General features: G+C 31.6%; 11 protein-coding genes. 5 read left to right on the top strand and 6 right to left on the bottom strand.

Going from position 1 to position 12,244, the window contains the following annotated elements; translation table 11 throughout:
* Window positions 1-196: 196 nt before the first annotated feature.
* The 6 genes from mptB to ABJD66_RS16455 all read right to left on the bottom strand — a co-directional run bounded on the left by mptB (window position 197) and on the right by ABJD66_RS16455 (window position 7,350).
* A complete protein-coding gene (mptB, locus tag ABJD66_RS16480) occupies window positions 197-1,576 on the bottom strand; it encodes a polyprenol phosphomannose-dependent alpha 1,6 mannosyltransferase MptB (RefSeq protein ID WP_348133673.1) in 1,380 nt (459 codons plus the stop codon).
* Window positions 1,577-1,751: 175 nt separating this feature from the next.
* Window positions 1,752-3,236: a cellulose synthase family protein gene (locus ABJD66_RS16475; RefSeq protein ID WP_100894878.1), complete on the bottom strand. Its 1,485-nt coding sequence runs from the start codon at window positions 3,234-3,236 to the stop codon at window positions 1,752-1,754.
* 2 nt (window positions 3,237-3,238) lie between these two features.
* The gene (locus tag ABJD66_RS16470; protein WP_100894879.1) at window positions 3,239-3,928 is read right to left on the bottom strand and encodes a glycosyltransferase family 2 protein; all 690 of its coding nucleotides are present in this window, start codon (window positions 3,926-3,928) and stop codon (window positions 3,239-3,241) included.
* Window positions 3,928-4,410, bottom strand: a complete 483-nt coding sequence (locus ABJD66_RS16465) for a hypothetical protein (protein ID WP_348133670.1) — start codon at window positions 4,408-4,410, stop codon at window positions 3,928-3,930. The genes ABJD66_RS16470 and ABJD66_RS16465 overlap by 1 nt, the downstream gene beginning before the upstream one ends.
* A 3-nt stretch (window positions 4,411-4,413) precedes the next feature.
* The gene (locus ABJD66_RS16460) at window positions 4,414-5,994 is read right to left on the bottom strand and encodes a 4Fe-4S binding protein (protein ID WP_348133667.1); all 1,581 of its coding nucleotides are present in this window, start codon (window positions 5,992-5,994) and stop codon (window positions 4,414-4,416) included.
* A gap of 12 nt (window positions 5,995-6,006) precedes the next feature.
* The gene (locus tag ABJD66_RS16455) at window positions 6,007-7,350 is read right to left on the bottom strand and encodes an FAD/NAD(P)-binding oxidoreductase (protein WP_348133664.1); all 1,344 of its coding nucleotides are present in this window, start codon (window positions 7,348-7,350) and stop codon (window positions 6,007-6,009) included.
* A 213-nt stretch (window positions 7,351-7,563) separates the two neighbouring features.
* Here ABJD66_RS16455 and ABJD66_RS16450 point away from each other — a divergent pair, with 213 nt between their 5' ends.
* Genes ABJD66_RS16450 through ABJD66_RS16430 form a run of 5 tightly spaced genes read left to right on the top strand, consistent with a single transcriptional unit; the run spans window position 7,564 to window position 12,243 of the window.
* Window positions 7,564-8,283 (top strand): DUF547 domain-containing protein, encoded by a 720-nt coding sequence (locus ABJD66_RS16450; protein ID WP_348133661.1) that lies wholly within the window; start codon window positions 7,564-7,566, stop codon window positions 8,281-8,283.
* Between the two features lie 45 nt (window positions 8,284-8,328).
* Entirely contained in the window at window positions 8,329-9,207 is an 879-nt protein-coding gene (locus ABJD66_RS16445) for a hypothetical protein (protein ID WP_348133659.1), read from the top strand.
* Window positions 9,208-9,254: 47 nt separating this feature from the next.
* Entirely contained in the window at window positions 9,255-10,256 is a 1,002-nt protein-coding gene (locus tag ABJD66_RS16440; protein WP_348133656.1) for a glycoside hydrolase TIM-barrel-like domain-containing protein, read from the top strand.
* On the top strand, window positions 10,243-10,977 hold the full coding sequence (locus ABJD66_RS16435) for a hypothetical protein (protein ID WP_348133653.1): 735 nt from the start codon (window positions 10,243-10,245) through the stop codon (window positions 10,975-10,977). Before ABJD66_RS16440 ends, ABJD66_RS16435 begins: the two co-directional genes overlap by 14 nt.
* A gap of 3 nt (window positions 10,978-10,980) precedes the next feature.
* Window positions 10,981-12,243, top strand: coding sequence for a POTRA domain-containing protein (locus ABJD66_RS16430; RefSeq protein ID WP_348133650.1), 1,263 nt, complete (start codon window positions 10,981-10,983; stop codon window positions 12,241-12,243).
* Window position 12,244 lies beyond the last annotated feature (1 nt).

Raw genomic sequence — 12,244 nt, 5'->3', positions numbered from 1 at the left:
TGCTTTTATGTTAGTATTGTAAAATTTTATGTCTTGAAAAACGGAATTGGACTCACCTAATTCCTATATAGAAGTAATACCCTTACGGGCGGCGGCGTGTAGGAACAAGCGTAGCTAAGGGTGTAGAAACCCTGCTAATAAATAATATGTTTGTGTTCTTGTTCATTACAAGATCAAATGTACAAATTAAATTGAGCTAGCCTAATTTAGAAGTTTCTTTTTTTGAATATAATAAGTTTTGTCTTTTTAACTTAAGTATTTCGTAAATAATAACACCAAATATTGCAATATACTCAATTACGAGTATTCCTAAATGCTCTTTAAAATCTGGGTTTGCATATGCCCAATAGCTTAAGAAAACAGCTGCGGACCATATAATAGCAAATCTAAACTTAGTAAATACACTAAGTAATATTAAAAATATAATGTACCAAGGGTGTACTGTAGTAGATATAAAATAGTAAATAGTTAGTACCCAAAGCATACTAGTAAATAAGCTGGTAATGGTTTTATTATTTTTTATAAATGAAAAAAGCAAGACCATAATAATAGTTATGTAGGGAGAGATTTTACCAAAAGCCTTTATAGTTTCCCAGTCTTTACTACCATTAATTTCGGCAACTTTTTTAATAATATTATAGATGCTAGCATTAAACTCAAAATTACTAAACCAAAGTCCTATAGTTGTGGTGTAATTATTTATAAATTCTGATGAATAAAAAGGGATTAAAAGAGCAAGAACTGTAACACCAATAATAGTATAAAACGGAATTGTTTTTTTTAAACCTAGATGTCTTATAAAAAGAGGTAGAAAAATAAGAGGAACCAACTTTGTGGCTATTGAAAGTGCTAAAATTGGCGCAGCTAACAAATACTTTTTTTGAGCAAGCAAGTACATACTCCATATAAAAAAGAAAAGCATTACACCTTCAAAATGAAGATTTCCGGTAAGCTCTATAATAACTAGCGGGTTTAAAAAATACCAAAATAGTAAATGTGATGATAAGTTTAGCTTTGCTAGTAATTTGCGCCCAAAATATAGAATGCCAATATCTGCAAGTATAATAATAATACGCATTGTTAGTATGCCTCCAAGCATACTTTTACCGCTAAAAAATGCAGCTAAGGCAAATATAAACTGATTTAAAGGAGGGTAGTTACTAAAATTTTTAGCACTAATTTCTCCCATACTAGCATACAGGTGCGCAGCATTATCTATGCTAATTTTTCCTAGCTCTACAATGGTGTCTGGAGTTTGTAAATAAGGGTTTAAACCTTGTAATACTAATTCTCCATCCCAAATAAACCTATGAAAATCCTGAGAAAGCATTGGCTCTACAAACAAAAACACAAGTCTAAATAATACACCAGCAGTGAATAATAGTTTTAAGTTCCATTTTTCAAACTGAATAAGCTTGTAGCATAAAAAGAATAGTGCTGCAGTTAATGTAATTAACTTAGGAAAATCTGTGCGTACCAAATGGTAAGCAAAAGTGTAGTAAAATAGTAAGCTAGCAAGTAGTAATAATATAGGTATTTTGTGTAACCTATAATATGATAAAATTTTTACTTGCATTACAAAAATTATAATTTACATTAAGTCTCCTAAAGTACTAAAAATTATGCAATTCTATGTTTGTAATCTTCTGAGAATAAAAATATGAATCTAGAATTTTAAGCAGAGTAAACCTATATCACCCTAATAAAAATTAGAATAAATTAATGTGTTATAATTTAATGGTAAAATTAGTTTATGCCTTTGCTGTAAGCGAGTTAAAGAAAACGTAACCAAAGCCTAAAAACAACATAAAATGGAATGGAAAAAGACCAAAATCGTTTAAAGGAATTGCAGAGTACATACCAAATAAGAAATATAACATTAGTCCAAATTCTATAATCATATTTGGAGATAATTTTTTAGCAAGGTATTTGTTCCCTTTCCAACTATCAGAAATATTATTGATATTAAATTTAGGAGTACGTACAAATTCGCTTCTTTTTCCTCTGTGACCTTCTAAAACAGCAAGTGTATTGTGTAAAGAAAAACCTAGAGCAATAGAAAAGAATGTAAAGAAAAGTCTTATATAGTCTATAAACTTACTAAGGCTACTACCTTGTATACTTTTAAAAGTAAACCAGTAGCATACAAATAGTATAACTGTACTTAAAATAAAGAAACTAGTTACTTCAAAAACCCAACCTAAAGATTCGTTTCTACTTTTAATGTATAACATAGGTATGCTTAAAAGTGCTACTAAAAATACGCACAAAAACATAGAACTATTTAAAAGGTGCATTACTCCGTGAAACTTAGTTTTAAAAGAGATGTTTTTAGCAGAAACAACGCTAACCACAGATTTTCTAAAGTTTTCTGCACCACCTTTGTTCCATCTAAATTGCTGAGAACGAGCAGCAGAAATAACAACAGGTAATTCTGCAGGTGTTTCTACGTCTTCTAAATATTTAAACTTCCAATTTTTTAATTGTGCACGGTAACTTAAATCTAAATCTTCAGTTAAAGTGTCGCCTTCCCAGTTACCAGCATCTATAATACAGGTTTTTCTCCATATACCTGCTGTCCCGTTAAAATTTATAAAGTGTCCTTTTGCATTACGTCCAACTTGTTCTAATGTAAAGTGTGCATCTAAAGCAAAAGCTTGTATTCTTGTTAAAACAGAATAATCTCTGTTAATGTGTCCCCATCTAGTTTGTACAACACCTATTTCTTCGTCTTTAAAGTAAATAACTGTTTTCTTTAACCAATCTGAGTCAGGTAAAAAATCGGCATCAAAAATGGCAATAAAATCACCTTTTGCAGATATTAAACCTTCTTTTAGGGCTCCGGCCTTGTAGCCTTGCCTGTTTGTTCTTCTAATATGTTGTATATCTAGACCTGTTTCTTGTAAAGCTTCAATTTGTCTAGCTGTTTCAATTACAGAGTCATCTGTAGAATCATCTAAAACTTGAATTTCTAATTTGTTACTAGGGTATTCAATTTTAGCAATGTTTTCTAACAATCTTTCTACAACATATTCTTCATTGTAAATAGGAAGTTGTATTGTTACATAAGGAACTTCTTTAGCGTCTAAAAGGTTGTATTTAGGGGCTTCTTTGTTTCTTCTTTTATAACCCAAATAATTAACAAGTAAGTTAAGTTGAGCTAAACTGTAGAAGAAAATCAGTAGAAGAGCTAAACTATATATACCTATAATTATGTATGTAATTGCAATTTCCATATTTATTTAAAACTGTATTTAAATATCCATCCAAGGATCTTTACACCGGCAAATATAGTACCTTTTACTGTGCCTGAGACCTTTGATACACCAATTCTTTTTTTATAACGTACAGGAACCTCTAAATATTTTAACTTTTTCTTTAGAATTTTGAGTTGCATTTCTACGGTCCATCCATAGGTTTTGTCTTGCATTTCTAAATCTAAAAGTGTATTGTATTTAATGGCTCTAAATGGCCCAAGGTCTGTAAAATTAGCACCAAAGAAAATTTTCATTAACACGGTGGCAAGCTTATTTCCAAAAACCTGCTGTGGTGTCATACTACCATTTTCTCTACCTTTTTTAGTTCTGGCACCAACAACAAAATCTACTTTATTTTTTAGTATGGGATCTACAATTTTTATCAGTTCTTCTGGATAATCTGAGTAATCTCCGTCAATAAATACGATAATATCTGGCTTGTTGGACTTTTTTGCAATGTAATCCATACCTTTTAAACAGGCATAACCGTATCCTTTTCTGTTTTCAGTAAGCACGGTAGCACCTGCTTCTTCTGCATTACTAACGGTGTTATCTGTAGAATTGTTGTTCACAACAATAATTTCGGAAACAATTGATGGTATGTCTTTTATAACTTTACCTATAGAATCGGCTTCGTTATAAGCCGGAATAATTACGTTTATTTTTGTCATTACCTTAAATCGGATAAATTGTTTTCCTTTTTAAAACCTGCAAAACTAAACCATTCTTTAATTTTTTTACCATTTTTATATTTTTCGGCAGAGGAAAGCTTTTCATTTTTATACTTTAAGCAGTATCCATTTTTAACATTATAGGCTAATTGGCATTTGTGGTTAATTTTACCATCACTAGTATAAAATAGCCACCAACCAGTTTTATCACCGTTTTTATAATGGCCTTCTTTTTCTAGTGTTCCTTTTTGGGTGTAAAAGTACCAATAGTTTTCTTGTTTATTATTGGTGTAATGTCCTTGTTTGGCAAGAGTTTTATTCTCATTATAAAATTTCCAAAAACCTTCTTTATTATCATTATTTACCCACCCTTCTGCTTTTAGCACACCAGAGGCATAATATTCTTTACGGTATTCTTTAGTATCTACATCATTAAGGTTTGCAAATATGACAAGTGAAATTAAGACTAAACGGAATAACATAATTTATTTTTTGTTAACCAAGTCCATTAAGTCAACATCGTTACCTAATAAAACTTCAGTAGGGTTAATACGTCCTTCTTCTGGTCCGTTTTCTAATTTTAAAACTCCACGTGGACAAACAGCAGAACATACACCACAACCAACACAGCTAGAGCGTACAATGTTTTCTCCTTTTTGCGCATATGCACGTACATCTATTCCTTGCTCACAGTAAGTAGAACAGTTACCACATGATATACACTGGCCACCATTAGTTGTAATTCTAAACCTAGATTTAAAGCGTTGCACAAAACCTAGGTAAGCAGCTAATGGACAACCAAACCTACACCAAACTCTGTTGCCAAAAATTGGGTAAAAACCTGTACCAATAACACCTGCAAAAATAGCTCCTATTAAAAGGCTGTACACGTTTTGTACGGTTTGTGTTTTTATACCTAAAACAGTACTAGATTCTGCAAAAAAGCTGTAAAGTGTCATAAGCGTCATCCCAACTGCAAAAACTAAAACAGCGTGTATTAACCAGCGTTCTACTTTCCAAGAAAATAAAGATTTGCTAGAGTGCTGCCTGTATGGGTCTCCTAATGTTTCTGCTAAACCACCACAGCCACATACCCAAGAGCAATACCATCTTTTACCAAAGAAATAGACCATTATTGGTACAATAACCAAGGTTAGAGCTATTCCCCAAACAAGAATAAAAATACCAATGCCACCATTAGCAATAAGGTCTTTTAAATTCCATTGAAAAAAGAAATCGTAATCTAAAGGAAATGCATTTTTAAAATCATAATACGGCATTTGCAAGCGCACCATAATTTCTGGAATTAAGAATGCAAATACTATCTGAAAAAATAAAACAGACGTAGTACGAAAAATTTGGTACATATTATGTCTGTATTTAATGTACATACGTACAGCCATTACCGTCATAACTACACAATACATAAAACCATATACAAACCAATGGCCCGCAGGGTTGCCGCTAAGAGACTCACTAATTGGGTCTACTAAAAATGTCCAGTTTACTGCGTATTCAGAATAAAAATAAAGTATAATATAAAAACTAAATAAAAAGAAGAAAACTAGCCAAGCAACTATACCACGGTTTGTAGCACTTTTTAAATAAATGCCATCATTTTTTATTCCTTTTTTGCCTAGTAAAACTACATTAGGTAGTATAAACATTAGGGCTCCAATAATACCTAATCCAAAGGTTAAAAACCACATTGTGCCTTTGTTTTCTGGTATAAAACCATAACTAGAAGCTTTACGAATTGCCGCCGCCATATTGTCTCCACTAGCATATGTTTTTTTGCCCCATTCTTTATTTTTTATGTGCGTGGTATTTGCTTTGTCTATAGCATCATCAAGCACGGGAGCTAAAAAAGTTGAGCTAGAAAAATCTTTGCCAACTAACTTAGATTCAAGATCTTTAATTAACAGTTCGCTTTTAACACCTTGACTGCTAATTGTTTCATCAAAGGTTTTTTGGTCTAGTTTAAAATTTCCTAAAAAAGGAGTAGCTGCAAAAATGCCCAATCCTACTAAAAATATAACAAGGCCTAAATATTTAATTGTTTTCATTTTTTTTATTGATTAAGCGATGTTGAATATTCTTTTTAAACTTTTCTTTTTTGCTGATAAATTGGTGTTGAATTCAGCATTGTATTTTGATAAAATTTCGGTTTCATATTGTTTATAAAACTCGGGGTCAAAATTGGCATCTTTTAAATGTTGAAGCACAAATTCTATATCCTTTTTTTGAGTAAGCCATTTGTTAAAAACCTCGTGACGCATACGAATACCAAAGGTGTTAATGCCTAAAAACTCTTTAGTGTCTTTATGGTAAGCAATTGTTATGCAAATATTTTCTTTGGCGTGTCTCCAATGAAAATGTGCTTCATAATCTTGTTTGTTACGCTCGCTAAAAACCCAACCATAAGTTTGGTATTCTATATCTAAAAACTTAGGAGAGTTAAACCAATGCCCTGGTTTGTATTCTAACTTGTTACCGCAAATGGTTTGGGCTAAGGTTTCGCCCATCATTCTACCAGTATACCAAACAGCTTCAATAGGTCTTCTGTTTCCTATGCTTTGGTGTTGTTCTGCACAATCTCCAATGGCATAAATATCTTTAATGTTTGTTTCTAAAAACCTATTTACTTTAACACCACGACCTAATTCTATACCAGATTCCTTTAAAAAATCTATGTTAGGAGATACGCCTGCAGTTAAACCAACAACAGTGCACTCTATGGTTTCTCCTTTATCTGTAGTAATAGCTTTAGCTCGCCCGTTTTCATCGGCAATAATTTCTACTAAGTTGGTGTTTAAACGTAAATCTATGTGGTGGTCTAAAATATGTTCGTTTATAAGTTCAGACTCTCCTTTTGGTAAAACACCATTCCAAAAACTAGTTTCTCTTACTAAAAAGGTAACAGGTATTTTGCGTGAGCGTAGCATTTCTGCCATTTCTATACCAATTAATCCGCCACCAACTATTACAGCTCTTTTACAAGTTTTATTGTCCGGAGCGTTTTTTTGTAACTGTTCTAAATCTTGTTTAGAGTATAAACCTTGCACACCTTTTAAATCTTGTCCTGGCCAACCAAATTTATTAGGTTTAGAGCCAGTTGCAATAATTAGTTTGTCATAAGAAATAGATAAATTTTCTAAATCTACCTTTTTATTGGTGTGGTCTACATTGTTCACATATCCGTTTACAAGTTCAATTCTATTTTTTTTCCAAAACCAATTTTCATAAGGCTGTGTATGTTCAAACTTCATATGACCCATATACACATACATAAGCGCAGTTCTAGAAAAAAAGTACTCAGATTCAGCAGAAATAATTGTAATTTTTTTGTCAGATAATTTTCTAATGTGTCTTGCGGCAGTTACGCCTGCAATACCATTACCAATAATAACAATGTGCTCCATAGTTTTAAATATTAAGGTGTCTGTCGGGTTTAAAGATCTAAACTTAACGTTGAAAAGTTTATTTATATATTTTCTAAATAAGAATAAACTTGATTTCGTTTTGTTATCAAAATGTGATACTTAACAAGTTTCTTTGCTTCAAATAAAATTAAGATGTTGTTGTATGTTTTAATAAAAAGCAGCGACACACTTATTAAATAATACCAAAGTAATATGAAAAATACTATTAAAATATCGGTCTTACTTATTCTATTTAGTATGGCAACTGGTTTTTCTCAAGATACAAACAACTTTTTTACTAAAGCTAATGCTTTTTTTAATACCAATGTTATGAATGGTAAAGTAGCTTATAAAAGTATTAAAGAGTCGCCTAAAGAGTTAAACAACCTTGTAGAGCAAATGAAAACTATAAAAGTAGCTAAGAGTGATGTTGCTACCTACCAGGCTTTTTGGATTAATGCTTACAATATTAATGTTATAAAAAATGTAGTAGAAAATTACCCGTTAAAATCTCCTTTAGATAAAACAGGTTTTTTTGATAAAATAAAACATACTGTAGCAGGCAAAGAGCTTACTTTAAATGATATGGAGCATAAAATGCTACGTGCAGTTTTTCCTAAAGAGCCACGTTTTCATTTTGTACTGGTTTGTGCAGGTTTAGGTTGTCCTCCAATTATTAACAAAGCCTATATGCCAAGCATAATAGAGGATCAATTGCAAATGCAAACAGAAATAGCCATTAACAATCCTAGCTTTATTATGGTGAATAAAAATAAGGTGAAGCTTTCTCAAATTTTTGAGTGGTATAAAGGAGATTTTACACAAGACGGTACATCTTTAATAGACTTTGTAAATCTTTACAGAAAAGACAAAATTGATGCTAAAGCAAAAGTGTCTTTTTATGCATATGACTGGACACTAAATAAGCAATAAAAATAAATAAGTAAAACAACAAACAACAAACAACAATAAAAGAATATGAAACAATTAAAAACAATAGCCTTACTGTTAGGTTTACTAACTACGTTTACAGGATACTCCCAAGAAGATGAAGACGATGCTCAAAAAAGTAATATACAGCAGTATACACCATCTAAATTAATAGGAAAAGGACAGTTTGATATTAAATGGTTTAATAATATCTACACAGAAACAGAAAGTACATTTACAGACGGTAAGCAGCCAAGACAAACATTTTTTACCTCTACATTAGAAGGTTATACAGGTGTAGGTGAAAACAATAGATGGAATGTAGGTGTAATATTAAAAATACGCTCTAATACCATTAATGGCTCTAAAACTTTAGATGCTTTAAAATTTAAGAGTGAAGACGGTATTTCTAGAGCTGGTTTAACATCTTTTGCGCCATCTGTAAAGTTTGTGCCTTTTGAATCTGTGGGTAATTTTTCTATACAAAGTTCTTTATATATTCCTTTGGTAGATAATGAAACAGAGAACGATGTTTTTTTAGATCAAAACGGATTTATATGGCAAAACAGGTTTTTTTATGATTATACTTTTCCTGGAGATAAGTGGCAATTATTTACAGAGTTAAACACAGAGCTTAATTTTGGAGATAAAGAAAAGAGCTTTGCAAACAATAGTTTAGGGTTAACTCCTGGTGTTTTTCTAAGTTATTTTCCGGCAAATAAATTTACGGTTTTGGCTTTAGCGCAACACTCACAACGTATAGATTTAGGAAATAATTTTAGTCAGAACTACACAGCTTTAGGTGGTGGGGCAAAATACCAATTAACAAATGCACTTAACTTAGAGTTGTTGTATACCAATTTTGTTGGAGGTGATAATACAGGACTGGGTGAAACATTTAACTTAGGACTAAGAGCAATTTTTTAGGCACTAACATTAAATACCTTAATTTAGGAGGTTTAAAATTATAGTTTGTGAAAAAATTAGGCCTCCTTATATTGTTTTGTTTGCAATTCTCATGCAATAGCCAAGTAGAAAAAAAGATAAACGGAATAAGCTTTGTCTCTTCAAGAGATAAAGTTACTCAGAAAAATATAGCTCCTATTTTGGCTATAAATGCAAACGCAGCATCTGTTATGCCATTTGGTTTTATAAGAGATGTTAATGAGCCCGATTTAATTTACAACTCGGACAGGCAATGGTTTGGAGAACGAAGAGATGGTATAAAGCATTATGTAGATATTTTACATAAAAATAAGATGAGTATAATGCTAAAGCCTCAAATTTGGATTAGAGATGGCAAGTTTACGGGCACATTAGAAATGAAAACAGAGGAGCATTGGCAGAAGTTTGAAAAAAAGTACTCAGATTTTATCTTAACATACGCGGCATTAGCAGAAGAAGTTAATGTAGATATTTTTTGTATTGGTACCGAGCTTGAAAAATTTGTACTGCATAGACCAGATTTTTGGAGCCAATTAATAACAGATGTCAAAAAAGTATATAAAGGTAAGTTAACCTATGCGGCCAATTGGGATGAGTATCCTAGAGTTCCTTTTTGGAAAAGTATAGATTACGTTGGTGTAGATGCATATTTTCCTTTGTCTAAAGAGCAACACCCAACTGTAGATCAATTAAAAGCAGGATGGCAACCACATAAAAAGGCATTAAAACAAATGTCTAACACTTTAAATAAACCAATTTTATTTACAGAATATGGTTACAGAAGTATGGACTTTACAGGAGAAAAACCTTGGTTGGTAGACCGTAACCAGACTAAAGTAAATTTAGAAGCACAATCTAATGCTACTAAAGCTATTTTAGAGATGTTTTGGGCAGAGGATTGGTTTGCTGGAGGCTATGTTTGGAAATGGTTTATAGACCACGACAAGGTTGGTGGTGAAGATGATAATAGGTTTACACCGCAAAATAAACCAGCGGAATTGGTTTTAAAACAATATTATGGATTTAAGTAAATTAAAATATTTTCTTCTTTTTTTAATTTTGATAACCTACGGTTGTTCAGAAGATGGATTAACTAGTTTATCTTCATTAAAATTTGCTTTAGACGGTGAGACTGTGGTTAAAGACAATGTTATTGCTTGTGCAGCTAGTGGAGACAAACAAGGAGAAGTAAATGTGTTTTTTTACCCAAGGGAAGGAGCTACCAATTTTAGGTATTTTGAAACAGAAAATATAGCTGTAGATAAAAATAATTTTGAAGCATATACAGAGTTAGCTCCTGACATATTTAATGTTTTTAACGGAAAAATAAAGCGTTTCTTAATTAACTCTTCAGAAGAAAAATGGGTTATTGTGTCTTTTAAAGAAGATGGTAAAATACATATATGCAACCCAATACGCTTAAAACATATTACTAAACCTACAGAAAAAATTAATACAGTATCTGTTGATGAAACAGAACCTACAATGCCAATTTTTTCTTGGGAAGATGGCTTGTATACAGATTCTGTTATTTATTTTCAGGTAGTAACAGATAATCAAAATAACTTTTTGTCGGGCACGTATACTAATGACAAAATGTTTCAGTATTACAAACTAGACAATGTAGTGCTTAACATAACAACTAAAGAGCCACCAACTTTAAATAAAACACAAACCTACGGTTTTACTTTAATGGCAGTTAGCCAAGATAATTGGGTTAACTTATTAACAGAAACCGACTTTTCTCCTTAAATTATGAAAAAACTAATTTATTTATTTTGTTTCCTTTTTTGTGGAATTATAGTTTCTCAAGAACTAAAAATTGCTGATGTTAGTTTTGTTGGAGCTAAAAAAACCAAAGTATCATTCTTAAAAAATATAGTGCCAATAACTCCAGGTGCTGTTACAGATTCTACTGCTATTTTAGAGGCTGTTAATCAGCTTAAAAAATTACCTTCAATAGCAAATGCTACTTTTCAATTGGTTAACAATACTGTAGATAAAGCGTATAATTTGGTTTTTACAGTAGAAGAAAATTTTACCATAATACCATTTGCAAATTTGTATACTTCTTCTAATGATGATTTTGCTTTTAGGATAGGTATACAGGAGTTTAATTTTACGGGGCGTAATATTACTATAGGTGGTTTTTATCAGAAAGATATATTTAACTCTTATGGTTTGCTTTTTAGAGCTCCCTATTTGTTTAGTGCAAAAGCGGGTTTGGCTGTAAGCTATAACAATTTAAAAACACAAGAGCCTATTTTTTTTGATAACAGCACCGCAGATTACAAGTATCATAATGAAGCTGTGGAGATCTTGGGTTTGTATCAATTTAACCAAAGACATAGCTTAGATTTGGGTGTGAATTTTTTTACTGAAAAATACAACTACATACGTGGAGCAACCAATGTAAACGTACCACAAGCATTAGATGTAAATAAGTTTTCATATAAGGCAATTTATAAATACAGTAATATACAATATCATTATCAATATTTAGACGGATTTAAAAGTACTTTAAATACTCAATACGTGCATAGCTCTACAAAAGAACTAGATAATTTTGTAGTTGCTTTTAACGACTTTGTTTACTACAAAAGAGTAGGTGAACGTGGTAATTGGGCTAATAGGTTACGAGTAGGCTTAGCTACTAATGATGAAACACCTTTTGCTCCGTTTTCTGTAGATAATAATATAAATATAAGAGGCGTTGGTAATATAATAGATAGAGGTACGGGATCTATTGTTTTAAATACTGAATACAGATATACTCTGGTAGATAAAAATTGGTTTGTATTACAAGGAAATACATTTGTAGATGCTGGTACTTGGCGTAATCCAGGCGGGCAATTGGACGATTTTATAGATTCAGATAATTTAAGAGTATATCCAGGTGTTGGTTTACGTTTTATTCACAAAAAGATTTTTAACGCAATTTTTAGGATAGATTATGGGTATGGTGTAACAAAAAATGCATCAAAAGGCTTAGTTTTTGGAATTGGGCAGTATTTTTGAT

The sequence above is a fragment of the Cellulophaga sp. genome, assembly GCF_039943695.1.
GTDB lineage: Bacteria > Bacteroidota > Bacteroidia > Flavobacteriales > Flavobacteriaceae > Cellulophaga.
Note: the sequence above shows the minus strand (reverse complement) of the source record. Positions and strands in the feature narration are given on the sequence as shown.

What these genes read in the sequence shown, in the direction of transcription:
- mptB (WP_348133673.1), bottom strand. Translation starts at nt 1,576, where the DNA reads ATGCAAGTAAAAATTTTATCATATTATAGGTTACACAAAATACCTATA.
- ABJD66_RS16475 (WP_100894878.1), bottom strand. Translation starts at nt 3,236, where the DNA reads ATGGAAATTGCAATTACATACATAATTATAGGTATATATAGTTTAGCT.
- ABJD66_RS16470 (WP_100894879.1), bottom strand. Translation starts at nt 3,928, where the DNA reads ATGACAAAAATAAACGTAATTATTCCGGCTTATAACGAAGCCGATTCT.
- ABJD66_RS16465 (WP_348133670.1), bottom strand. Translation starts at nt 4,410, where the DNA reads ATGTTATTCCGTTTAGTCTTAATTTCACTTGTCATATTTGCAAACCTT.
- ABJD66_RS16460 (WP_348133667.1), bottom strand. Translation starts at nt 5,994, where the DNA reads ATGAAAACAATTAAATATTTAGGCCTTGTTATATTTTTAGTAGGATTG.
- ABJD66_RS16455 (WP_348133664.1), bottom strand. Translation starts at nt 7,350, where the DNA reads ATGGAGCACATTGTTATTATTGGTAATGGTATTGCAGGCGTAACTGCC.
- ABJD66_RS16450 (WP_348133661.1), top strand. Translation starts at nt 7,564, where the DNA reads ATGAAAAATACTATTAAAATATCGGTCTTACTTATTCTATTTAGTATG.
- ABJD66_RS16445 (WP_348133659.1), top strand. Translation starts at nt 8,329, where the DNA reads ATGAAACAATTAAAAACAATAGCCTTACTGTTAGGTTTACTAACTACG.
- ABJD66_RS16435 (WP_348133653.1), top strand. Translation starts at nt 10,243, where the DNA reads ATGGATTTAAGTAAATTAAAATATTTTCTTCTTTTTTTAATTTTGATA.
- ABJD66_RS16430 (WP_348133650.1), top strand. Translation starts at nt 10,981, where the DNA reads ATGAAAAAACTAATTTATTTATTTTGTTTCCTTTTTTGTGGAATTATA.